Annotated in this window: 22 protein-coding genes and 1 pseudogene; 11 read left to right on the top strand and 12 right to left on the bottom strand. The window is 67.1% G+C overall.

The window, feature by feature from the left end:
- Nucleotides 1-196 precede the first annotated feature (196 nt).
- The 5 genes and pseudogenes from BM075_RS13390 to BM075_RS13370 all read right to left on the bottom strand — a co-directional run.
- Nucleotides 197-415: pseudogene (locus BM075_RS13390) on the bottom strand (alanine--glyoxylate aminotransferase family protein); the annotation flags it as partial.
- A 229-nt stretch (nt 416-644) separates the two neighbouring features.
- A complete protein-coding gene (locus BM075_RS13385; RefSeq protein WP_093361185.1) occupies nt 645-1283 on the bottom strand; it encodes a hypothetical protein in 639 nt (212 codons plus the stop codon).
- Nucleotides 1284-1547: 264 nt separating this feature from the next.
- A complete protein-coding gene (locus tag BM075_RS13380) occupies nt 1548-2333 on the bottom strand; it encodes an ATP-binding cassette domain-containing protein (RefSeq protein ID WP_093361184.1) in 786 nt (261 codons plus the stop codon).
- Complete coding sequence (locus BM075_RS13375; protein ID WP_093361183.1) at nt 2333-3412, bottom strand: ABC transporter permease; 1080 nt, start codon at nt 3410-3412, stop codon at nt 2333-2335. Before BM075_RS13375 ends, BM075_RS13380 begins: the two co-directional genes overlap by 1 nt.
- 112 nt (nt 3413-3524) lie before the next feature.
- Nucleotides 3525-4556 carry a substrate-binding domain-containing protein gene (locus BM075_RS13370; RefSeq protein WP_218152858.1) on the bottom strand — a complete coding sequence of 344 codons (1032 nt, stop codon included), beginning with the start codon at nt 4554-4556 and terminating at the stop codon, nt 3525-3527.
- Nucleotides 4557-4813: 257 nt separating this feature from the next.
- Between BM075_RS13370 and BM075_RS13365 the strand changes: the two genes are divergently transcribed.
- The 10 genes from BM075_RS13365 to BM075_RS13320 all read left to right on the top strand — a co-directional run bounded on the left by BM075_RS13365 (nt 4814) and on the right by BM075_RS13320 (nt 12645).
- Entirely contained in the window at nt 4814-5971 is a 1158-nt protein-coding gene (locus BM075_RS13365) for an ROK family transcriptional regulator (RefSeq protein WP_093361205.1), read from the top strand.
- 129 nt (nt 5972-6100) lie between these two features.
- Nucleotides 6101-7528: a F0F1 ATP synthase subunit beta gene (gene atpD / locus BM075_RS13360; RefSeq protein WP_093361182.1), complete on the top strand. Its 1428-nt coding sequence runs from the start codon at nt 6101-6103 to the stop codon at nt 7526-7528.
- Nucleotides 7525-7992: a F0F1 ATP synthase subunit epsilon gene (locus BM075_RS13355; protein WP_093361181.1), complete on the top strand. Its 468-nt coding sequence runs from the start codon at nt 7525-7527 to the stop codon at nt 7990-7992. The genes atpD and BM075_RS13355 overlap by 4 nt, the downstream gene beginning before the upstream one ends.
- A complete protein-coding gene (locus tag BM075_RS13350; protein WP_093361180.1) occupies nt 7989-8273 on the top strand; it encodes an AtpZ/AtpI family protein in 285 nt (94 codons plus the stop codon). The genes BM075_RS13355 and BM075_RS13350 overlap by 4 nt, the downstream gene beginning before the upstream one ends.
- A complete protein-coding gene (locus tag BM075_RS13345) occupies nt 8270-8560 on the top strand; it encodes an ATP synthase subunit I (protein WP_093361179.1) in 291 nt (96 codons plus the stop codon). The genes BM075_RS13350 and BM075_RS13345 overlap by 4 nt, the downstream gene beginning before the upstream one ends.
- Nucleotides 8557-9258 carry a F0F1 ATP synthase subunit A gene (locus tag BM075_RS13340; RefSeq protein WP_218152857.1) on the top strand — a complete coding sequence of 234 codons (702 nt, stop codon included), beginning with the start codon at nt 8557-8559 and terminating at the stop codon, nt 9256-9258. Before BM075_RS13345 ends, BM075_RS13340 begins: the two co-directional genes overlap by 4 nt.
- A complete protein-coding gene (locus tag BM075_RS13335; RefSeq protein ID WP_093361177.1) occupies nt 9255-9506 on the top strand; it encodes a F0F1 ATP synthase subunit C in 252 nt (83 codons plus the stop codon). Before BM075_RS13340 ends, BM075_RS13335 begins: the two co-directional genes overlap by 4 nt.
- Before the next feature lie 10 nt (nt 9507-9516).
- Nucleotides 9517-10251: a F0F1 ATP synthase subunit B family protein gene (locus BM075_RS13330; protein WP_093361176.1), complete on the top strand. Its 735-nt coding sequence runs from the start codon at nt 9517-9519 to the stop codon at nt 10249-10251.
- Nucleotides 10244-11776, top strand: a complete 1533-nt coding sequence (locus BM075_RS13325) for a F0F1 ATP synthase subunit alpha (protein WP_093361175.1) — start codon at nt 10244-10246, stop codon at nt 11774-11776. The genes BM075_RS13330 and BM075_RS13325 overlap by 8 nt, the downstream gene beginning before the upstream one ends.
- Nucleotides 11773-12645 carry a F0F1 ATP synthase subunit gamma gene (locus BM075_RS13320; RefSeq protein WP_093361174.1) on the top strand — a complete coding sequence of 291 codons (873 nt, stop codon included), beginning with the start codon at nt 11773-11775 and terminating at the stop codon, nt 12643-12645. Before BM075_RS13325 ends, BM075_RS13320 begins: the two co-directional genes overlap by 4 nt.
- Nucleotides 12646-12686: 41 nt before the next feature.
- Here the strand turns inward: BM075_RS13320 and BM075_RS24440 are convergent, their stop codons facing one another.
- Nucleotides 12687-12848, bottom strand: a complete 162-nt coding sequence (locus BM075_RS24440; protein WP_177208347.1) for a hypothetical protein — start codon at nt 12846-12848, stop codon at nt 12687-12689.
- Between the two features lie 297 nt (nt 12849-13145).
- Nucleotides 13146-14174 carry a sodium:calcium antiporter gene (locus BM075_RS13315; protein WP_093361173.1) on the bottom strand — a complete coding sequence of 343 codons (1029 nt, stop codon included), beginning with the start codon at nt 14172-14174 and terminating at the stop codon, nt 13146-13148.
- Between the two features lie 150 nt (nt 14175-14324).
- Between BM075_RS13315 and BM075_RS13310 the strand changes: the two genes are divergently transcribed.
- The gene (locus BM075_RS13310) at nt 14325-15500 is read left to right on the top strand and encodes an osmoprotectant NAGGN system M42 family peptidase (RefSeq protein ID WP_245758845.1); all 1176 of its coding nucleotides are present in this window, start codon (nt 14325-14327) and stop codon (nt 15498-15500) included.
- Between the two features lie 48 nt (nt 15501-15548).
- Here the strand turns inward: BM075_RS13310 and BM075_RS13305 are convergent, their stop codons facing one another.
- The 5 genes from BM075_RS13305 to BM075_RS13285 form a co-directional block, all read right to left on the bottom strand.
- Nucleotides 15549-16340 (bottom strand): FadR/GntR family transcriptional regulator, encoded by a 792-nt coding sequence (locus BM075_RS13305; RefSeq protein WP_177208346.1) that lies wholly within the window; start codon nt 16338-16340, stop codon nt 15549-15551.
- Entirely contained in the window at nt 16297-17268 is a 972-nt protein-coding gene (locus BM075_RS13300) for an ABC transporter ATP-binding protein (RefSeq protein WP_093361172.1), read from the bottom strand. The genes BM075_RS13305 and BM075_RS13300 overlap by 44 nt, the downstream gene beginning before the upstream one ends.
- A complete protein-coding gene (locus BM075_RS13295; protein ID WP_093361171.1) occupies nt 17265-19199 on the bottom strand; it encodes a dipeptide/oligopeptide/nickel ABC transporter permease/ATP-binding protein in 1935 nt (644 codons plus the stop codon). Before BM075_RS13295 ends, BM075_RS13300 begins: the two co-directional genes overlap by 4 nt.
- Nucleotides 19196-20143: an ABC transporter permease gene (locus BM075_RS13290; protein WP_093361170.1), complete on the bottom strand. Its 948-nt coding sequence runs from the start codon at nt 20141-20143 to the stop codon at nt 19196-19198. The genes BM075_RS13295 and BM075_RS13290 overlap by 4 nt, the downstream gene beginning before the upstream one ends.
- 81 nt (nt 20144-20224) lie before the next feature.
- Nucleotides 20225-21799, bottom strand: a complete 1575-nt coding sequence (locus BM075_RS13285) for an ABC transporter substrate-binding protein (protein WP_093361169.1) — start codon at nt 21797-21799, stop codon at nt 20225-20227.
- Between the last annotated feature and the right edge of the window lie 66 nt (nt 21800-21865).

Genomic DNA, 21865 nt, shown 5'->3' with positions numbered 1-21865 from the left:
CTAGAAAAAATCCAAAACTCTCTTACGATCAAAAATCAAAAAACATAACGCCCCGCTCGGTCAAACCAAGCGGGGCGTTATCGCGTCAGGGGGGGGGAGCTCTCAGGCGACCTGCGGAGCGAAGCAGGCTGGCGCCTGTACGCCTTCGGGCACGTCAGCCGTTCGTCTCGCATTGACGTCGATCCGTCTGCGTCTCTGCCGCAAAATCGCCTGCCTCGAAGATCTTCCTCCACCGATAGGAGAACCAGCCGTTGCGGACGATCAGCGCACGGCGGCCGGTGGCGAACTGCCGTGCGGCGGCCTCCATCGCGAACGTGCCGCCACCCCCCACCAGTGCCACGGCGTCGGCCCCGTAGACCTCGCGCAGCATCGCCCCCTGGGATTTCGCCGACATGTGGTTCAACGAGCGGTTCAGGCAACCATACCTGGCGCGGCTCGGTTGCTCACCGACACCATGTGAATCCCGGCTGGGGTGAAGACGGACAGCTCAGGACCAACCGACGGCCGGTGCGGTCGTGACTGTAGGACGTCATGGCGCCGGCGAGGCGGGCGCTGGAGCTCCAACGCCAAAGCATGTGCGTGCCGGTGCAATCGGTCGCCTCACATGGGATGTTAGCTTTTACGAAAGCCGGTGGTCGCTGGCGTCATTGCGCGGTCAGATCCACATTGGGGATGTCGTCGCGCAGTGGCCTCGGCGCGCTGCGGAAGGTGAACGAGGTCTGGTAGCCCGCGATCGCCACGAAGAGGCGGTTCTCGAGGTCGTAGAGGGTCTGATGGGCCGATCTCAGGCTGTCGCCCACCAGTGTGAGCGCGAGGCAGAAGTCGATCGCATTGCAGCAAAGCCCTTCAACCGACCGCCAACAGGCCAGCATCCATAACGTGGCCCGCTTGCTCACCAGAGACAGGGGAATCCCGGCCAGGACGATCACGGCACAACTCGCGATGAAGCGACGGTCTCCGAGGTCGTAACCATAGTACGACAGGGCCCCGCCGAGGAATACGATGGTGCTGACCGCGCCAAAGCACGCCAGCCGCAACCGAATGAGGGCGGCGCGCATTCCGGTGGGCGCCGGTTCATGCGGGCCTTGTTCGAGGCCGCGCAAGAGAACGGGTGCGAGTTCGTCGACCCATATCGAGAGCAGGACCCCGAGGATGCAGAAGATGTAGAATTCCCATAGCGGGGCTTCGAAGTGCCACAGCAGGCCGATCGCGAGGGTCAGCATCCCCGAGATCGCATAGAGGGTCGGGTAATAATACCGGCGATCCTCGAGCCGACTCCACATGTCTCTGGCCTCCCCGCTTGGCGCGCGCCCCGCATCGGCGGGTCTGCGCCAAGGTCAATGCCCAAAGAGATGGGCGAAAGTCGGGCCATGACAGCATCTTCTTGTGTCGATTGCCCGGAATCGAGTGCCGACAGCGCGGGCTCGACGGTCGCTGGTGCGGTGCGCGGGCGTCGTGGGAGGGGGCTGGCAGCGCGTTGTTCGAAAAAGAGAAAAGCCGGGCACGCGAGATGCCCGGCTTTCGATGCGTGTGCGGTCCGCTCGCGGTCAGGCGGCGCGCAGATCGTCGGGCGGCTCCATCGCGCCCGTCATCATCGCGACGGCGTCCGACATCGAATAGTCGTTCGGATTGATCGTGCACAGCCGGCGGCCGAGGCGGTGGATGTGGATACGGTCCGCCACCTCGAACACATGCGGCATGTTGTGAGAGATCAGGATGATAGGGATGCCGCGGGATTTGACGTCCAGGATCAGTTCCAGAACTCTGCGGCTCTCCTTCACGCCGAGCGCGGCGGTGGGCTCGTCCATGATGATGAACTTTGTCGCGAAGGCGGCGGCGCGCGCCACCGCGACGCCCTGGCGCTGGCCGCCCGAGAGGGTTTCCACCGGCTGGGTGATCGACTGGACGGTCATCAGCCCGAGTTCGGTGAGCTTCTCGCGGGCGAAGCGCTCCATCTCCTTCTTGTCCAGCATCTTGAGCCAGTCGCCCATCCAGCCCTTCTTGCGGATCTCGCGGCCCATGAACATGTTGTCCGCGATGGAGAGCGCCGGGGAGAGCGCGAGCGTCTGGTAGACGATCTCGATGCCCCGCTCCCGCGCTTCGATGGGGGAGGTGAAGTGCACCGGCTCGCCCTCGATGAGGATCTCGCCCGCGTCCGGCACCGTGGCCCCGCAGATCGCCTTCACGATGGAGCTCTTGCCGGCGCCGTTGTCCCCGATCACGGCCAGGATCTCGCCCGGCAGCAGCTCGAAGTCCGAGTTGTCGATCGCTGTCACGTGGCCATAGCGCTTCACGAGATTGCGACCTTGAACGACAGGAGTAACGTCAGACATCAGGCAGACACCCTTCTGATCCATTGGTCGATAGCGACCGCGATGATGATGAGCCAGCCGATGGCGAAGACCTGCCAGAGCACGTCGACGCCCGCCATGCGGAGGCCGGATTGGAACACGCCCACGATGAGCGCGCCGAAGAGGGCGCCCATGATCGAACCGCGTCCGCCGAAGAGCGAGATGCCCCCGATCACGACGGCGGTGATTGACTGCAGGTTGCCCTCGTAGAACGACTGCGGCGAGATCGAGCCCACGCGGCCGATGGAGGCCCAGGCCGCCACGGCGCAGACGAAGCCCGCCACCATGTAGACGGAGATCAGGATGCGGTCCGTTCGGATGCCCGAGAGGTCGGCGGCTTCCTTGTCGTCGCCGACGGCGTAGACGTGCCGGCCCCAGGCGGTCTTGTTGAGCATGTACCACAGCACGAGGAACACGACGATCATCAGGAGGGAGCCGTAGGTGACGTTCGCGCCGCCCATCTTGATGGTATTGCCGAAGAACTTGAGGAACGGCGCGTTGGTGTCGATGTCGGTGCCCCGGATCGATTGTGCGCCGGAGAGCCAGAGCAGCAGGGCGTAGTAGATCGACCAGGTGCCCAACGTCGTGATGAAGGGGGGCAGGCGGACCTTGGTGATGAGCAGGCCGTTAAAGAGGCCGGCCGCGGCGCCCCCGACGAAGCCGACGAGGATGGCGATGACGCTGGGTATGCCCATGAAGACCGCCAGGTTGCCCATGATGACCGACATCAGGACCATGATGGCGGCGACGCTGAGGTCGATGCCGGCAGTGATGATGATGAGCGACTGCGCGGCCGCCAGCATCCCGATGATCGACACCTGCTGCATGATCAGGCTGAGGTTGAAGGCGGAGAAGAAACGGCCCCCCGCGATCGCCCAGAAGATGAGAAGGCTGAGGATCAGCACGATAACCGGAACGAGCGTCGGGTTGTCATGCAGCACGTGTTGCGCTTTTTCGATCGGCGAGTGTTGCCTTTGAAAAGCAGCGACGTTCTTGTCGCTCCTGTCGAGCGTTTGCTCGTATTCCTGGCCCTTGCGAGCCGCTCCCGGTGTGTCGGACATTGCTTCTCCTCCCGTCCTGACGGTCGTCGAGACAGTTGTCGTGCCAAGTTTTTACAGACGGCCTGTTCGGGAGCGGCGGCGCAGATGCGCCGCCACCCGGAAACGCGGGACGTCAGCCCCAGCACATCTCCAGTGCCTCTTCGGAGGTCTTGGAGGGGATGCCCTCGACGGGATTGTCCGTGATCAGCTCGACTCCGGTGTTGAAGAAGTCGAGCCCTTCGGAGTTCGCCGGCTTCTCGCCGGTTTCGGCGAAGCTCTTGATCGCTTCGATCCCCTTGGAGGCCATGAGCAGCGGGAACTGCATCGAGGTCGCACCGATGACGCCGGCCTGCACATCCTTGACGCCCGGGCAGCCGCCGTCGACGGAGACGATGAGCACGCCTTCGGCCTTGCCGGCTGCTTTCAGCGCCTCGTAGGCGCCAGCGGCCGCGGGTTCGTTGATGGTGTAGACGACGTTGATCTCGGGATCGACCTGCAGGAGGTTCTCCATCGCGGTGCGACCGCCGTCCGGCGAGCCGTCGGTCACGTCGTTGCCGACGATGCGCGGATCGTCTTCGTCACCGATGTCCTTGGGGTCCTTCACGTCGACGCCGAAGCCGGTGAGGAAGCCCTGGTCGCGCTGGTAGTCGACGGAGACTTCGGAAGCGTTGAGATCCAGAAGCGCGATCTTGGCGTTCGCGGCCTCGTCGCCGAGGGTCGCTGCCGCCCATTCGCCAATCAGTTCGCCGGCTTTGAAATTATCGGTGGCGAAGGTGGCGTCCGCTGCGTCGGCGGGCTCGAACTGCGTGTCCAGGGCGATCACGAGCACGCCGTTGTCCCGCGCCTGGGTAATGACGGGCACCAGGGCCCGGCTGTCGGTGGGCGTGATGAGAATGCCCTTCGCGCCGGAGGCGATGCAGGATTCCACGGCGGCAATCTGGGTTTCGACGTCGCCGTCGTACTTGCCGGCGAAGGTCGACAGCTCGATCCCCGCTTCCTGGGCCGCGGCACTTGCGCCTTCCTTCATCTTCACGAAGAAGGGGTTGGTGTCGGTCTTCGTGATGAGGCAGGCACCCATGCTCTGGGCCTGCGCCGAGGCCGTAAGGGCGATAAGGCCGAGGGCCGTTGCACCGATAAGGGCCGTAGTGGATTTCATGGTCTTCATAAGTTCCTCCCAGTTTCGCAATGAACCTTTCGGGTCCGACTGCCCGGGTGCGGCTCTCACAGCCGCCTTCCCAACTCAGAAGGTAACAGGGAATCGGGCGAGTCTGTCAATAAATAAATCAACGTGATTTATTATTGACATGCGAAGGTGGGGTAAGGACAGTGGATAAGAAGGGAGGGCCTGACGTGCCGGCAGATGCTGAGGAGACGACGGCTTCGCGATCCTGGCATCGGGTGCGTGGCTCCAACCAGAGCGATATGCGGGCGCATAACGAGCGGCTTGTCCTGTCGTTGCTGCGCCGGAACGGGCAGCTCGCGAAGGCCGAGATCGCCCGGCTGACGGGGCTTTCCGCACAGACGATTTCGGTCATCATGCGGGCGCTGGAGGCGGACGGGCTGATCGCCCGGGGCGAGCCGCGCCGGGGGCGCGTGGGCCAGCCGTCGGTGCCCATGCACCTTGCGCCGGGTGGGGCGTATTTCCTCGGTTTGAAGGTGGGGCGGCGCAGCTTGCAACTCGTGCTGGTGGACTTTCTCGGCAAAGTTCTGGGGCAGGTGCATGAGACCCATCGGGTTCCGACCCCCAGCGGAACCCTCGATTTCGTGCGACAGGCTGTTCCAGACCTTTTGGCAAAACTCGGCGAGGCCGACCGCGAGCGTGTCGCCGGCCTCGGCATCGGCATGCCATTCTACCTGTGGGACTGGGCCGAACCCATCGGCGTGCCCGAAAGCGAGATGGCCGTGTGGCGCGACACGGACCTGCGCGCCGACATCGCAGCCGAGGTGCCGTTTCCGGTGTTCATGGAAAACGACGCCTCCGCCGCGTGCAGTGCGGAGATCGTCTTTGGCGCGCCGGCGCGGCCGGACGGGCTCAGGGACTTCGTCTATGCCTATATCGGCTACTTCGCCGGGGGCGGGCTGGTTCTGAATGGCCGGTTGATCACCGGGCGGAAGGGCAATGCGGGCGCACTCGGCTCGATGCCGGTCCCGGCGGAGGGGGGCGGCAGCGTGCAGTTGCTCGATGTGGCGTCCCTCTCGGCGCTGGAGGCGTTGCTCGTCGCGCGGGGGCTGGACGCCCGGGCCATGTGGGAGAGCCCGGTGGACTGGGCCATCGACCCCGGTGTGCTCGCGCTCTGGACGGCTCGGGCGGCGGCGGGCCTTGCGCACGTAGCCGCCTCGGGCGCGGCGCTGCTGGACCTGGAGGCGCTCGTCATCGACGGATGGATGCCGGATCGCCTGCGGGCCACCCTGATCGAGCAGACCCAAGCGGCGCTGTCCCGGATCGACCTGTCCGGCGCCACGCCGCCGGAGGTGGTGGAGGGCACGATCGGCCCCGGCGCGCGGGCGCTGGGCGCGGCGTCCCTGCCGCTCTCCATGCGGTATCTGGTGGAGCCGGGCACGCTCGGCACGCAGGGGTGAGCGGAAGGGCCGAACCGGCGCTGTCGCGAAATTGTGCGGGCGATAGCCACCTGACATTGACCTGTGTCGTTTTGCGCGGGCGGCAAAGGGGATAGCATCCGGCCTCGGGTCGTTCATGGAGTCTCTCCAATGACTTCCGGGCTGCCAGACGTCGGTTGTGTCACCGCGGTTCGCGGGGCGGTGGTGGATATCGCCCTGACGACGGGAGATCTGCCGCGCATCGACGACGTCCTCGAGATCGGGATGGGGGCCGGTTCGCCGGTTCTGGTGGAGGTGCAGGCGCATCTCGACGCGACCCGCGTGCGGGCCATTGCCTTGCAGGCCACCATCGGAATGCGGCGCGGCGCGCCCGTTCGCGCCGCGGGGGGGCCGCTGATGGTGCCGGTTGGCGACGCGGTTCTCGGCCGCTTGCTCGATGTGACGGGCGCGGTGGGCGATACGCGCGGCCCGCTGCCGGAGGGCACCCCGCGCCGCCCGATCCACAGCCCGCCCCCGCCGCTGCGCCCGCAGGAGGGGAGCGCGGAGCTGTTCCGGACGGGGATCAAGGTGATCGACCTGCTGGCGCCGCTGGCACAGGGCGGCAAGGCGGCGATGTTCGGCGGCGCCGGGGTGGGCAAGACGGTTCTGGTGATGGAACTGATCCACGCGATGGTGGCCGGTTACCAGGGGATCTCGGTCTTTTCCGGCGTGGGCGAACGTTCCCGCGAGGGGCACGAGATGCTGACGGACATGACCGAGGCCGGCGTGCTGGACCGGACGGTGCTCGTCTACGGCCAGATGAACGAGCCGCCGGGCGCGCGCTGGCGGGTGCCGATGACCGCGCTCGCCATCGCGGAGTACTTCCGCGACGCGCAGCACACGGACGTTCTGCTGCTGATGGACAACGTCTTTCGCTTCGTACAGGCGGGATCGGAAGTGTCCGGCCTTCTGGGGCGCTTGCCGAGCCGTGTGGGCTACCAGCCGACGCTTGCCAGCGAGGTGGCGGACCTGCAGGAGCGCATCGCCTCCACGGGTGCCGCCGCGATCACGGCCATCGAGGCGGTGTACGTCCCGGCGGACGATTTCACCGACCCGGCCGTGATGACGATCGCCTCCCACGTGGACAGCATGGTGGTGCTGAGCCGGGGGATGGCGGCGGACGGGATGTATCCGGCGATAGACCCGATCGCCTCCTCCTCGATCCTGCTGGACCCGCAGGTGGTGGGCGAGGCGCATGTGGCGGTGGCCGACGGCGTGCGGCGGGCCATCGAGCATTACCGGGAGTTGCAGGATGTCATCTCTCTGCTCGGCATGGAGGAACTCGGCCGCGACGACCGGCGCATCGTGGAGCGTGCTCGCCGGCTGCAACGATTCCTGACGCAACCCTTCGCGGTGACGGAGGCCTTCACTGGGATGCCGGGGCGGTCGATTTCGCTGGAAGACACTATCGCGGGCTGCCGGGCGATCCTGGACGGAGAGGCGGACGATTGGGACGAGGCTTCGCTCTACATGGTCGGCACATTCGAGGAGGCCCGCAAGAAAGAGGAGACGGCCAAGAAGACGGAGGCGGCGACATGAGCGGGCGGCTTCATCTGAACATCACCACGCCGATGGACATCCTCGTCGAGGAGGACGGCGTCCGCGCGCTGCGGGCCGAGGACGAGAGCGGCGGGTTCGGAATCCTCCCCGGGCACACGGATTTCCTGACCGTGCTGCCAGCGTCCGTCGTGCGCTGGACGGGTCGGGACGGGACCCGTCATTTCTGTGCACTCCGCGGGGGGTTGATGACCGTGACCGGGGGCGAGCGCGTGGCTATCGCCTGCCGGGAGGGCGTGCTCGGCGATGACCTCGCGGTGCTGAGCGCCGACGTGGCCAAGCTGCGCGCGGACGAGCGGGATGCCGACCGGCGGGCGCGGATCGAGCAGATGCGCCTGCATGCCAGCGCGGTCCGACAGCTCATGCGCTACCTGCGGCCGGGCAGCGACGGGGGGCTGGGGCATCCGCCGTCGATCTCCGGCCACGGCGAAGGACGCCGCCCATGACCGACGACCGGAACGATACCGACCACACTGCCGAGGCCGCCCGCCGTACGCGCGAGCGCGACCGGATGGGGCGGGAGACACCGGAGCCGCCGCTGGGGGCGCGGCTCGGGCAGATCGGCATTCTCGGTTGGGCCATCGTCACGCCGATGCTGCTCGGGGTGGTCCTCGGGCGGCTCGCGGATCGGCATTTTGAAACCGGAACGTTCTTTACCGCGCCGGCCATCATGATCGGCGCGGGCATCGGGTTTCACGCCGCCTGGAAGTGGATGCATAGGCCATGATCGCGGAATTGTCCCACCTGCCGCCCATCGCCGGGGCCGTGATCGGCTTCCTGGTGGGGGTGACTCTCGGCCTCGTCCACTTCTCCAGCCTCCGCCGGGTCACCGTGCTCTACCTGGCAGGGCGGGACATCGGGCGCGCCCTCGCCCTGCAGGCGGCACGGTTCGCCAATGTTCTCGCCGTCCTCGTCCTGCTGGCGCGCGTCGGGGTGCTGCCGCTTCTGGCCGGAACGCTCGGCCTGCTGGTCGGCCGCGCCCTTGTTCTGCGCCAAGCCCGAAAGGTGCCGTGATGGACAGCCCGCTGACCCTGGAGCCGCTTTTCCACATCGGCCCCGTGCCGATCACGGCGCCTGTGGTGGTGACCTGGGCGATCCTGGTCGGGCTGGCCGTTTTCGCCGCGGTCTCCACGCGGCATCTCAAGTTGACGCCGGGCAAGGTCCAGACCGTTCTGGAGCTTTTCGTGACCACCGTGGACGGGCAGATCCGGGACACGATGCAACGCGATCCGGCGCCGTTCCGAGCGCTCATCGGCACGATTTTCCTGTTCGTGCTGGTGGCGAACTGGAGCGCTTTGCTGCCGGGGATCGAGCCGCCCACGGCGCATCTCGAAACGGACGCGGCGCTGGCGCTCGTCGTCTTCATCGCAACCATCGTCTACGGCATCGCCGCGCGCGGCATGAAAGGCTACCTCGGCACCTTCGCGGAGCCGAGTTGGGTGATGATCCCGCTCAACCTCGTCGAACAGATCACCCGCACCTTCTCGCTGGTCGTGCGCCTCTTCGGCAATGTCATGAGCGGGGTCTTCGTGGTTGGGATCGTGCTGTCGCTCGCGGGGCTCTTCGTGCCGATTCCGCTCATGGCGCTCGACCTGCTCACGGGTGCCGTTCAAGCCTACATCTTCGCGGTTCTCGCGATTGTGTTCATCGGCGCCGCCGCCGGCGAAAGCCCCGGTAGGCCCACGTCTGAACAGGGGGAGACCTCATCATGACCGGAAACATCATCGAAATCGTGTCGATCCTGGCCGCCGCCATCGCGGTGAGCTTCGGGGCCATCGGCCCGGCCCTGGCGGAGGGGCGGGCGGTCGCGGCGGCAATGGATGCCATCGCGCGCCAGCCCGAAGCCGCCGGAACGCTCAGCCGGACGCTTTTCGTGGGGCTGGCGATGATCGAGACCATGGCGATCTACACGCTGGTGATTGCCTTGCTCGTCCTCTTCGCCAATCCGCTCGCGGGATAGGTCGTGTGCCATGACCATCGACTGGTGGACACTGGGTCTTCAGACGCTCAACTTTCTGGTCCTGCTCTGGATTCTCAAGCGTTTCCTGTTTCGGCCGGTCAGCCGGATCATCGAAGAGCGGCAGGCCGCGGCCCATGCGGCGCTGGATGAGGCGGAAGCGGCACGGCGCGAGGCACGGGAGGTCCGCGATGCCGCGCAGGTCGAAGCGGAGCGCGTGGCCGCCGCGCGGTCCGATGTTCTGGCCGCTGCGCAGCAGGAGGCGGAGCGGGAGAAGTCGCGCTTGCTGAAGGAAGCGCGGGCCGCTGCGGACACTGCGTTGGCAGAGGGCGCGGCGGAATTGGAGCGGGTGCGGGAGGCTCAGGCGCGCGCGCTGGCGGAGGACGCCGCGCAGCTGGCCACCGACATCGCCGGCCGCCTTCTTGCCCGCCTGCCAGAGGTGGCGCGACCGACGGCGTTCATCGATGGGTTGGCCGAGGCGGTCGCGGACCTGCCCGACGCGACACGCGCAGGGATGGGCGCCGATACGCCGCTGCGGGTGCGGGCCGCTCAAGACATGGCGGAGGAGGAACGCAACATGCTGCGGCGGCGTCTCGGGGAGGTGCTTGGGCATTCGCCGAAGCTGACGTTCGAGGTCGATCCGGGGCTTGTGGCCGGACTGGAACTGGTGGGGCCGCATGCGGTCGTCCGCGACCACTTCCGCGCCGATCTGGAACGGATACGGGAGGAGTTGAGCCGCCATGACTGAGCGCGCATCCCCCTCCGGCTGGCTGGAGCAGAGCCGCCGCAAGCTGGACGGGACGGCGCTTGCCCCGCAGGCGGAGGCGGTCGGGCGGGTGGCCCATGTGGCGGACGGCATCGCCCGGATCACCGGCCTGCCGGACACTGTGCTCGGGGCGCTGCTGCGGTTCGAGGGCGGGCAGCTCGGGTTCGCCCACGGCCTTGGCGCGGAGCAAATCGACGCCGTGATCCTGGACGAGACCAGCGCGGTCGAAGCGGGGCAGGCCGTGACCGATACCGGCGAGGTCCTGCGCGTTCCTGGGGGCGAGGCGCTGCTCGGCCGGATCGTCGACCCTCTCGGCCGCCCGCTGGACGGTGGCCCGCCCCTTGAGACGGAGCAGACGTTGCCGGTGGAGCGCCCGGCACCCGCGATCATCGACCGCGCCCATGTGTCGGAGCCCGTGCAGACCGGGTTGCTGGTGGTGGACGGTCTGTTTGCGCTGGGGCGGGGGCAGCGAGAGTTGATCGTGGGCGACCGGGCGACGGGCAAGACGTCCCTCGCGGTAGATGCCATCGTCAACCAGACGGACACCGACGTGGTCTGCGTCTACGTGGCGGTCGGCCAGCCCGCGTCGGCAGTGGAGCGGGTGATCGCCGCGGTGCACGCCCACGGCCGGGCGGAGCGGTGCATCTTCGTCGTCGGAGCGGCAGCCTCGGCACCGGGGCTGCAATGGATCGCCCCCTTCGCCGGCATGACCATGGCAGAGCACTTCCGCGACCGGGGTGGCCACGCGATGATCGTGATCGACGATCTCACGCGCCATGCGGCGACCCACCGGGAACTGGCGCTGCTGACGCGGGAGCCGCCGGGGCGGGAGGCCTATCCCGGGGACATCTTCTACCTCCACGCGCGGTTGCTGGAGCGCGCGGCCAAGCTTGCGCCGGAGAAGGGGGGCGGGTCCCTCACCGCGCTGCCGATTGCGGAGACCGACGCGGGCAACCTGTCGGCCTATATTCCCACCAACCTGATCTCGATCACCGACGGGCAGATCGTGCTGAGCGCGCATCTCTTCGCGGCCAACCAGCGCCCGGCGGTGGATGTGGGCCTCTCGGTCAGCCGGGTGGGGGGCAAGGCGCAGTCGCCCGCGCTCCGGGAGGTGTCGGGCCGGGTGCGCCTGCAGTACGCGCAGTTTCAGGAACTGGAGATGTTCACTCGGTTCGGCGGCATAACCAATGACCGGGTGCGCAACCAGATAGAACGCGGCCGCCGCATTCGCGCGCTGCTCACGCAGCCGCGCTACACCGGGTTGCGCGTCGCCGATCAGGTGGCGCTGCTCGCCGGGTTGACGGACGGGGCCCTGGACGCGCTGGCTCCGGAAAAGATCCCGCGCCTGCGGGAACGGCTGCCGGGGTGGCTTGACGCCCGTGAACCGGAGGCCGTGCGCGCGGTGGAGGAAAGCGGGACCCTTGCGCCGGAGATGCGGGCCGCGTTGGTCGACGCGGTGGCGGCGCTGGCCAGCGAGGTCGACGGGGGAGAGGGAGCGGCAGGATGACCGGACGGCTCGCCGAGATGGAGGCCCGTATCGCGACCGTCCACAAGCTCGCCTCCGTGATTTCTGCGATGCGCGGGATCGCGGCGTCGCGGGCGATGGAGGCACGGCGGCATGTGGACAGCATCCGCATCTTCGCCGAGACGATTGGCGAGGCGATCGGCCACGCGCTTGCAGAGGTGCCGGAGGCGGGCAGGGCGCCTGCGGGCGACGGGCCGGCCGGCCGACTGGCGCTCATCGTGATTGCGGGCGAGCAGGGGTTCGCGGGGGCCTACAGCGAGAGGGTTTTCGACGCGGCCGCAGGCCTGCTGGGCGGGGCGCATGACCTGTTCCTGGCGGGCGACCGGGGGGCGCTGGTGGCTGCTGAACGCGAGATAAAGGTGGCGTGGTCCGCTCCGATGGTCGGCCATGCGGCACAGGCGACGGCGCTTGCGACTCGGTTGACGGAGGCGATCTATCGTGCCCTGGCGAACGGCACGGCGACGCGGGTGTCCATCGTCCATGCCATGCCCGGCGGCACGCAGGAGATGCAGGTGGTGACCCGGCAGATCGTGCCGTTCGACTACCGCCGGTTCCCGTTGCCCGCCCATGGCGTTGCACCACGGCTCACCCTGCCGCCGGAGACGCTTCTGGCCCGGTTGGTGGAGGAATACGTGTTTTCGGAGCTGACGGAGGCGGTGATGCTGGCCTTTGCCGCCGAGAACGAGGCGAGGATGCGGGCGATGATCGCCGCGCACGAGAACGTCACAGCGCGGCTGGACACGCTCGTCGCCGCCGCGCGGCGGCTCCGGCAGGACGAAATTACCGACGAGATCGTCGAACTGACCACCGGGAGTGTGCCTGCGGAGGAAGGGGCGGAACGCAGGGTGTGATCCACCCGGGGTGGCGGCCGGCACGCGCCGGCCGGCGTGGGTTACTGCGCGCGGCGGATCTGTTCGTCAACGATGCGGCTGCCCTGCGCAATCGCCTCGGCCTTGATGGATTCGGCTTCGTCGTCCGTGCCGGCCGTTACGAGGATGCGTTCGCCTTGCGGGGATTCGATGGTGATTTGCAATTTCATACGGTCGTTCTCCATTGTGCGGTCTCCTGTCAGGGGCGACGGTGCGGAGATTTGGGGCGGAGGGCCCCGCACTCTTTTCCAGCCGTCGCCCGTGAGGGTCGTCTGTCGTGGTCTTTTGTGTTCCGTTGGGGTGGTGCGATCCCTCTTGCCACCGGGAAATTCGGCGACGGGCATCGGCACGCTTCAAGCGCTAACGTAGCACCTGAATTCGTAACGTTTTAGTGTCAATGTTGCAGTTTTTACACCCGGCTGCCGCAACCGCCGGGATTCCAACGATATATTCTTGATAACGGTAACACGGGTGCCGCTGGGTCACGCGAGCGATTGCACGAGAATTGCGGCGCCATAGACCCCCAGCAGCGCCAAACTCTCGACTCCGATTCCCCCCGGCCCCTGCCGTTGCCGATAGAGCAGGCCGAGCGTCAGGATCGCCGTCATCAGCAAACCCGTGGCCAGCCAGAAGTAGTCGCTTGGTCCCACGGCGTGGTAGAGCGAGCCCTCGCGATAGCCCACGTCAGACAGTGTCAGGAACAGCACGTCGAAGGTGTTCCCGCCGATAATGCCACCCACGGCCAGTTGCAGCGCGCGCTGCCGCACGGCGGCCAGCGTGGTCACCAGTTCGGGCAGGGAGGTGACGACCGCAGTCATGAGCGCCCCGACGAGCGAGGCCTGCAGCGCGTAGCGATCGGTCAGCGTTTCGGCGACCTGCGCCACCGTCCAGCCGCAGGCGCCCATGATCCCCATCAACAGGCCGAAGACGGCGATCAGGTGGATCGTTGGGCGGCGGTCCGTATCGTCTTCCTCCGGCTCGTCCTGCTCTGTCTGTGGCGTTTCCACCGGCTCCCACATCGGGTCCTGACGCACGCGATGGGAGGCGAAGACCCCGCCGGCGTAGACGACCAGAAGAACGAGCGAGATTGGGTGGACGGCCAGCAGGGTCACCTCCGGCGCGGTCCAGGCCAGAATCGGCAACGTGAGCAGCAGCATCAGCACGCCGCCCTGGAAGACGTTGGCAAGTTCCGCCGCGGCGTGTTCCAGGTTGGCGCGGCGGTGCATCAGGTCCGCGAGGGCGAGGAAGGCCGTTTGCGCGGCGATGCCGCCCACACCGTTGGAGAACGCAAGCGACGCGCGCCCGTCCAGCGCCGCGGTGACGGAGACGACTGTGCCCGAAAGCGACGTCGCCGCACCGAGCAGCACGCCGCCGACAAGCGCCTCGCCCAGGCCCGTCCGGTCGGCAAGGCGGTCGGCCAACGCGGTCATGCGGACGCCGCACAGCAGGATGACGCCGGCGGTCGCCGCGAAGACGACGAGAAGACTGACTAGGGAAAGATCGGAAAACATGGTCGCCCTGTTTTGCGTTTCGTCGTGACCGCCGGTCTCGGGGCCACTGTGGCCTTGATCCTCCTACCCCGGAGCGTTTACGCGGGAGGGGTGCACGGGCAGCCGCCATGATGCAAGACAGAAGATGAACTGAGAAATGAGGGACGAGTGGTGACTATCAAGGGAGGCCGTGTCGATATCGACGTGCATTACCTGCAGGAGGTTCTCCAGGATCTTCTCAGGATACCGAGCCCGACCGGCTATACCGACAACATCGTCCGTTTCGTGTGCCACGAACTGGAGAAACTCGGCGTAAGCTACGAGCTCACGCGCCGCGGGGCCATCCGGGCGAAGCTGCCGGGCGCCAAATCCGCCGGGGCGCGGGCAATCGTCTCTCACGTCGACACGCTCGGGGCGCAGGTGAAGGCGTTGAAGGCAAACGGGCGGTTGGAGCTGGTTCCGATCGGCACATGGTCCGCCCGCTTCGCGGAGGGCGCCCGGACGACGATCTTTTCGGAAAACGGCTCGTTCCGGGGCACGATCCTGCCGCTGAAGGCCTCCGGGCACACGTTCGCGGACGAGGTCGATACGCTGCCCATCGGCTGGGACTACGTCGAGCTCAGGGTGGATGCCCGGGCCGGCTGCGCGGAGGATGTCGAGGCGCTCGGCATCGAGGTGGGCGACATCGTTGCCGTCGACCCGCAGCCGGAAATCGAGAACGGCTACATCGTCTCGCGGCACCTGGACAACAAGGCGGGCGTCGCCGTGATGCTGGCCGCGCTGCAGGCGGTCATCGTCGCGGACGAGCTTCCGGTGGATGTCTACTGGCTCTTCACGATCGCGGAAGAGGTGGGCCATGGGGCGGCGGCCGTCCTGCTGCCGGAAATCGCATCCATGGTCGCGGTGGACAACGGCACCTCGGCCCCGGGGCAGAATTCCTCCGAATTCGGCGTGACCCTGTCGATGGCCGACATGAGCGGGCCGTTCGACTACCACCTGACGCGCAAGCTCTATCAGCTCTGCCTCGAGAACGACATCCGCGTGCGCAAGGACGTGTTCAAGCACTACCGGTCCGACAGCGCGTCGGCGATCGAGGCCGGTGCGGATGTGCGCACCGCGCTGGCGACGTTCGGTGTGGATGCGAGCCACGGCTACGAACGCATTCACATGCATGCCCTGCGGTCCGTGGCCGAGCTGTTGACGGCCTATGCACGCAGCGCGGTGAAGATCGAACGCGACGCGCACGAGTTGGGCGACCTCGAAGGGTTCACCCGGCAACCGACCGCCCCGGCCGAACCGGAAGTGCCCCTCTCGCCGGAACGCGAGCCGGACCCGTCTGACTCCTAGCGAAATCCGTCCCGGCCTCTGCGTGCGGGGCCGGGGCGACAGGCCGCGCTAGCGCGCGTCGGTCTCGCTCAGGAACTGGCGCAGGACGACGCTTTCCTGTTCTTCCATGATTTTCTGCGCGGCTGTCATGTGGGCTCGCATGATTGCCCGGGCGGCGCCCCCGTCGCCCGCCCGGAGCGCCTGGATCAGCCTGGACTGGTAGTCCCGTCCCGCCGCCCGGAAACCAGGGATGCGGCGGCGGTAGATGCGGCGGCAGATGGTGATGTCCTTCAGCAAGCCGATCAGGAACCGGCACTGGAAGCGCAGCAGCGGGTTCGGCGAGAAGGAGGCCAGCAGGGCGTGGAAATCGAGCTCCGCCATGCGCTGACGCTCCGACTCCTCGATTGTCTCGGGCGGGGTCTCGTAGGCGGTCATAACCTCCTCCAGCAGGACGATCCGCTCCTCGGGCAGCGTCCCCGCGAGTTGCGCCACCAGAACCGGTTCCAACGCGTGGCGGAGGGCGTAGATGTCACCCACGCCGATCTCCTGGAAGTAGAAGTAGTTGCCCAGCAGTGCCCGCGCCCGCGCTTCGGAGACCTCGTTGACGAAGGCGCCGCCGCCCGGCCCGGTGCGGGTGCGGATGAGCCCCTGCGCCTCCAGCACCCGCAGCGCCTCGCGGATCGTGCCCTTGGCCATGCCGAAGTGGGCCATGAGCTCGGCCTCCCCCGGCAACCGGTCGCCGGGTCGCATCCCGCGCTCGACGACCCAGTCCTTGATGGCGGCCGCGGCGATCTGCGGCCGGCTCATCCGGGGGGCGTCAGCGGGCAGGGTGGTGGCAGGCGGCGTAATGTCCCGTTCCATGGTCCTCCAACGGGGGCTGTTCGCGGCGGCAGATTTCGGTGGCGGCCGGGCAGCGCTTGGCAAAGGCGCAACCGGGCGGCGGGTTGAGCGGATCGGGCAGTTCGGCGTCGGCCCCCTCTGGCGCGGCGAGCGGCCGGCCGACCGTGGGGGCACTGCGGGCCAACAGCGCGGTGTAATGGTGCCGCGGCGCGGCGAAGATCTCGCGGGCCGGCGCAAGTTCCACGATCCGGCCGAAATACATCACCGCCACCCGGTCAGCCACCGCCTCCACCACGGCGAGGTCGTGGCTGATGAAGAGGTAGGTCAGGCCGAACTCCGCCTTCAGCCGCGCCAGCAGGTTGAGCACCTGCGCCTGCACGGAGACGTCGAGCGCCGAGACCGGCTCGTCAAGCACGAGGATGCGCGGCGCGGCGGCCAACGCGCGGGCGATGCCGATGCGCTGGGCCTGCCCGCCGGAGAACTCGTGCGGGTAGCGGTCGAGGAATTCCCGGCGCAGGTTCACCGCGTCGAGGATCTCGTCGATCCGCGCGGCGCGTTTGTCCGCCGGCATCCCGTGCAAGCGCTTCAGCGGAGTCTCTAGGATCTGGCGGATCGTCTTGCGCGGGTTGAGCGACGAAATGGGGTCCTGGAAGACGTACTGAATCACCTTGCCAAAGGCTGCCGGGTCCTTGCCGGCCTGAGCGGCGTAATCGGTGCCCTCGATCTCGATCACCCCCGCGGTGGGGGGCAGGAGCCCGACGATCATCCGCGCCAGCGTGGACTTGCCGCAGCCGGATTCTCCCACGATGCCGAGCGTCTGGCCGCGGGTCACGTCGAGGCTCGCCGATTGCACGGCGTGGACCGACGGTTTTTCCGGCCCGAAGCCGAACATCGTGCGCGCCCCGCCGAAACGCTTGTCGAGGTCTCGTATCCGCAAGGTGGGTGTCATGCTGCGCCTCCGGCCTGATCGCTTTCGGGGAAGAGGCACCGCACGGCGCGCTCGGAGCCGAAGGCGTCCAACGGGATCTCGCCCGTGCGGCAGGCAGGTTGCGCCTTGTCGCAGCGCGGAGCGAAGGCGCAACCGGGCGGCAGGTCATCCACCGCGGGGGGCAAGCCGGGGATGGCGTGCAATTCCCGCTGGCCTTCCCCCAGTTCGGGAACGCAGGCGATCAGGCGGCGGGTATAGGGGTGGGCCGGATCCGCGAGGATCGCCGCCGTCGGCCCGGTCTCCACGATCCGTCCGGCGTACATCACTGCGATCCGGTCGCAGAGCTGAGCCACCACGCCGAAGTCGTGGGTGATGAACAGGATCGCCACGCCACGCTCCCGCCGGAGGTCATCGAGCAGCGAAAGGATTTGCGCCTGCACCGTCACATCGAGCGCGGTGGTGGGCTCGTCGGCAATGATCAGGTCGGGCTCGTTGACGAGCGCCATGGCGATGCCGACCCGCTGCCGCATCCCGCCGGAGAGTTCATGGGGAAAGTTGTCGATCCGGCTGGAGGCGTTGGGGATGCGCACGGCCTCCAGAAGCTCCAGCGCACGGGCGCGCGCCTTCGACTTGGAGACGGCATGGTGGGCCTGGATCGCCTCGACGATCTGGTCGCCAACGCGGTAGAGCGGGTGGAGCGTCGCCAGCGGGTCCTGGAAGATGTAGGAGATCCGGTCCCCGCGCAACTTGCGCAGCTCCGAGAACGGCGCGCCGAGCACCTCGGTTCCTGCGTAGCGGACGGCGCCGCCGGCGATGACCCCGGGCGGCGATGCGACGAGGCCCATCACCGAGAGCGCCGTGACCGATTTGCCGGAGCCGGATTCGCCGATCAGGCCGAGGCACTCGCCGGGGCGCACCTGCAAGGTGACACCGGAGAGCGCCTTGAGCGTGCGGGAGCCGACGCGGAATTCGGTCCGCAACTCTTGTACGTTCAGCAGGGCCGGGTCCGCCGGGGGCTGGGGCACAGCGTTCCGATCCACGATGGTGCGGGCCATGGGGCGGGTGAGGGCCCCGGACCGCAAGCGCGGGTCCAGCGCGTCGCGGATGCCGTCGCCCAGGAGGTTCACGCTCATGACGATGACGAAGATCATGAGGCCGGGGACGATCGAGGCATGGGGGTCGGTGATGAGCGCGTTCCGCCCCTCCCCCAGCATCGAGCCGAGATCGGCCACCGGCGGCTGCGAGCCGAGGCCGAGGAAGGAGAGCCCTGCCGTCTCGAGGATCATCCAGCCGACGGTGGTGGACATGGCGATGACGATGACCGGCAGCACGTTGGGCAGGATCTCCGAGACCATGATGCGTAGGTCCGTCATGCCCGCGAGCCGGGCGGCATCGACGAATTCCTTGTGCGCGAGCGTGACGGTGACGCCGCGGATATTGCGCGCGAAGAAGGGGATGTTGACGACCGCCACGGCGATCAGCGCGTTGACGAGGCCGGGACCGAGGGCGGCGACGATCGCGAGGGCCAGCAGGATGTAGGGAAAGGCCATGAGCATGTCGATCGCGCGCATGAGCCAGTTGTCCGTCCGGCCGCCAAAATATCCGGCGGTGATGCCGATGACGGAGCCGAAGAAGGCCGCGCCGAACGAGGCGACGAGGCCCACCACGAGGCTGAGGCGGGTGCCCCAGATGAGGCGGGAGAGGATGTCGCGCCCGAGATGGTCCGTGCCGAGCAGGTGGCCGGGGGAGAAGGGGCGCAGGAATTTCTGCGCCGTATCCTGCGCGTAGGGGTCCTGAAGCGGCAGCAGCGGCGCGAGAACCGACAGGAGAACGACCGCCGTCAGGAGGATTGCGCCCGCGGCCGCAAGCCGGTTGCGCAGGAAGAGTTTCAGGAAGGCGCCAGCCGCCGGACGCCTGCGTTGTGGGGTGGGGGCAACGTCGCCTGCGGTCATGTCGTCACCCTCGGGTCGAGCAGGCTCTGCGCCACGTCCACCGCCAGGTTGAAGAGCACGTAGCAGGCGGCCACGATCACCACGCCGCCTTGGACCAGCAGGATGTCCCGGGTGAGGATCGCGGTGACAAGCATCCGGCCCACACCTGGCCATTGGAAGACCGTCTCGATATAGACCGCGCCGGACAGCACGAAGCCCGCCTGCACACCGATTACCGGAATGATCGAGACCATTGCGGCCTTGAGCGCGTGTCGCCAGATCACGTTACGTTCCGTCACGCCCTTTGCGCGGGCGGTGCGAATGAAGTCCTGCCGCAGCACTTCCAGCATCGCGGACCGGGAGAGGCGCGCAATGACGCCGGTGGCGACCACCGCGAGAGCGGTGGCGGGCATGAGGAGGTGTCGGATCAGGTCGGGCAGGTCACCCCCGCCATAGATCGCGTACATCCCCGAGACCGGCAGCCAGCGCAGGTTCACCGCAAAGAGCAGGATCATCATCATGCCGAGGAAGAAGGAGGGAATGGAAATGCCGATCAGCACGATGAATGTGATCGCCTTGTCTGCAACCCCGTATTGCCGGGCAGCGGAGACGACACCAGCGATGATGCCGAGGATCGAACAGATCACCAGCGACGTACCGGCAAGCACGAGGGTCGCGCCGAACCGCTCGAGGACCTCATCCAGAACCGGTCGATTGAGCGAGAAGGACCGGCCGAAATCGCCCTGGAGCATGTTGCCGAGCCAGATGAAATACTGTTGCACCAGAGGCTTGTCGAGGCCGAGGTCGCGGTTCAGCTTCTCCACGTTCTCCGGCGTGGCGTAGGAGCCCAGGATGGCGGTCGCCGGGTCGCCGGGGATCAGCGACATGATGAGGAACACGATGACGGTGATCCCGAGGATCACCGGGATCGCGGCGAGCAGGCGCTTGAGGATGTAGCTGCCCAATGGCGCGGTTCCCTTGGCTGTCCGCCGGACACGAAATTTCGGAGCGATCTTACGGCCGAATAATCGTGCCCGGCGGAACCGTCAGTTCTTCGCTACGTCCCGGAGGATGAGGAAGAACGAGGGTTCAAGTTGCAGGTTCTCAACCGTGGCGGACGTCACCGCGTTCTGCTTCCAGTTCGCGACGAAAACCCAGGGCGCCTCCTCCTGGACGATCGTCTGCATCTCCTTGTAGAGTTCCGCGCGCTCATCCTGGCTGGTCGAGACGCGGGCTTTTTCGAGCAGTTCGTCGACCTTGGGATTGGAGTAGTATCCGGAGTTGAACCCACCTTCTTCCGGCCAGGCGCCGGTGCGCAGGGCAAGGAAGGGCAGGGTGTCCGGGTCCTGCGTCATCCAGGCCATCTCGGCCATGTCGGCCTTGCCTTCGAGGCCGGGGTTCACCTCTCCCAGGAACGTGTTCCACTCGTAGGTCTCGATCTTCACGTCGAAGCCCACGGCCTCCAGGTCGGCCTGGATCGCGGTGCCCATGGGAACCGGGTCCAGCATCCCGGAGCCACCCTCGGTGACGTAGAACGTCAGTTCCGCGCCCTCTGCGCCGGCTTCGGCGATCAGTTCCTTGGCGCGTTCGGGGTTGTAGGGATAGGGCTCCAGCTCGTCGTTATAGGCCCAGCCGAAGGCGGGCGGCGTGGGGCCGGCGGCGATCTCGGCGGTGCCTTCCAGCACGTTCTCGACAATCGCCTTCTTGTTGATCGCAAGGTTGGCGGCCTGCCGGACGCGCACGTCGGAGAACGGTCCTTCCTTGGCATTCAGGATGAGGAACCAGACGTGTGGCCCTGCGGCTTCGAGAATTTTGTAGCGGTCGTTCTCGAATTCCGACAACGCATCCGGCGGCACCTCCACCATGACGTCGATCCCGCCGGAGAGCATCTCGGCGGTGCGGGTGTTGGCATCGGTGATCGGGCGGAAGACGACCGCATCGAGCGGCGGGGCGCCGTCCCAATAGTCAGGGTTCTTCTCGACCACCACGGCCTCGTTGGAGCGCCACTCGGCGAACTTGAACGGACCGGTGCCGGAGGGATGGCGGCCAAAGTCCTTGCCGTACTGCTCCACCGCCGCGGGCGAAACGATCAGCCCGGTGGCGTAGGCGATGTTCGCCATGAAGGGGGCGTAGGGTTCGGACAGCTTGAACTCAACCGTCAGGTCATCGACGACCGTCACTTCCTCCACCGAGGAAAAGAAGAAGGCCAGCGGGAAGGGGCCGGTGTCGTGGAAGGGGTGGTTTTCGTCCAGCATGCGGTCGAAGTTGAACTTCACCGCCTCGGCGTTAAAATCGCTCCCGTCATGGAACTTCACGCCTTCGCGCAGGTGGAAAGTATAGACCGTCCCGTCCTCTGAAACGTCCCAGCTCTCCGCCAGCGCGGGTTCCGGCTCCAGCGTGCCGGGTTTGTAGCGGGCGAGGCCGTCATAGATGTTCAGAAGGATGCGGAAATCGTTGGCGGCGGTCACGGCCGCAGGGTCGAGCGACTTCGGCTCGGCGATCTGACCGACCACCAGAACGCCCGGCGGGGTTTGTGCCTTGGCCGGCAGACCCAGGGCGACGGACATAGCGGCAATGGCGAGCGTGCCGACCGCACGGCGCGTCAGCGGTATGAAGTTCATGGCTGATTGGCTCCCTTGTTGGTTGCCCGGAAATTATCATGAAAAATTATGCATCCAAAGAATTTT

The organism is Tropicimonas isoalkanivorans (genome assembly GCF_900112335.1).
GTDB lineage: Bacteria > Pseudomonadota > Alphaproteobacteria > Rhodobacterales > Rhodobacteraceae > Tropicimonas > Tropicimonas isoalkanivorans.
This window is presented reverse-complemented; position numbering and strand designations above follow the sequence as displayed.

Coding starts and splice junctions, on each gene's coding strand:
- BM075_RS13385 (WP_093361185.1), bottom strand. CDS start 1,283: ATGTGGAGTCGGCTCGAGGATCGCCGGTATTATTACCCGACCCTCTAT.
- BM075_RS13380 (WP_093361184.1), bottom strand. CDS start 2,333: ATGTCTGACGTTACTCCTGTCGTTCAAGGTCGCAATCTCGTGAAGCGC.
- BM075_RS13375 (WP_093361183.1), bottom strand. CDS start 3,412: ATGTCCGACACACCGGGAGCGGCTCGCAAGGGCCAGGAATACGAGCAA.
- BM075_RS13370 (WP_218152858.1), bottom strand. CDS start 4,556: ATGAAGACCATGAAATCCACTACGGCCCTTATCGGTGCAACGGCCCTC.
- BM075_RS13365 (WP_093361205.1), top strand. CDS start 4,814: ATGCGGGCGCATAACGAGCGGCTTGTCCTGTCGTTGCTGCGCCGGAAC.
- atpD (WP_093361182.1), top strand. CDS start 6,101: ATGACTTCCGGGCTGCCAGACGTCGGTTGTGTCACCGCGGTTCGCGGG.
- BM075_RS13355 (WP_093361181.1), top strand. CDS start 7,525: ATGAGCGGGCGGCTTCATCTGAACATCACCACGCCGATGGACATCCTC.
- BM075_RS13350 (WP_093361180.1), top strand. CDS start 7,989: ATGACCGACGACCGGAACGATACCGACCACACTGCCGAGGCCGCCCGC.
- BM075_RS13345 (WP_093361179.1), top strand. CDS start 8,270: ATGATCGCGGAATTGTCCCACCTGCCGCCCATCGCCGGGGCCGTGATC.
- BM075_RS13335 (WP_093361177.1), top strand. CDS start 9,255: ATGACCGGAAACATCATCGAAATCGTGTCGATCCTGGCCGCCGCCATC.
- BM075_RS13330 (WP_093361176.1), top strand. CDS start 9,517: ATGACCATCGACTGGTGGACACTGGGTCTTCAGACGCTCAACTTTCTG.
- BM075_RS13325 (WP_093361175.1), top strand. CDS start 10,244: ATGACTGAGCGCGCATCCCCCTCCGGCTGGCTGGAGCAGAGCCGCCGC.
- BM075_RS13320 (WP_093361174.1), top strand. CDS start 11,773: ATGACCGGACGGCTCGCCGAGATGGAGGCCCGTATCGCGACCGTCCAC.
- BM075_RS24440 (WP_177208347.1), bottom strand. CDS start 12,848: ATGGAGAACGACCGTATGAAATTGCAAATCACCATCGAATCCCCGCAA.
- BM075_RS13315 (WP_093361173.1), bottom strand. CDS start 14,174: ATGTTTTCCGATCTTTCCCTAGTCAGTCTTCTCGTCGTCTTCGCGGCG.
- BM075_RS13305 (WP_177208346.1), bottom strand. CDS start 16,340: ATGGAACGGGACATTACGCCGCCTGCCACCACCCTGCCCGCTGACGCC.
- BM075_RS13300 (WP_093361172.1), bottom strand. CDS start 17,268: ATGACACCCACCTTGCGGATACGAGACCTCGACAAGCGTTTCGGCGGG.
- BM075_RS13295 (WP_093361171.1), bottom strand. CDS start 19,199: ATGACCGCAGGCGACGTTGCCCCCACCCCACAACGCAGGCGTCCGGCG.
- BM075_RS13285 (WP_093361169.1), bottom strand. CDS start 21,799: ATGAACTTCATACCGCTGACGCGCCGTGCGGTCGGCACGCTCGCCATT.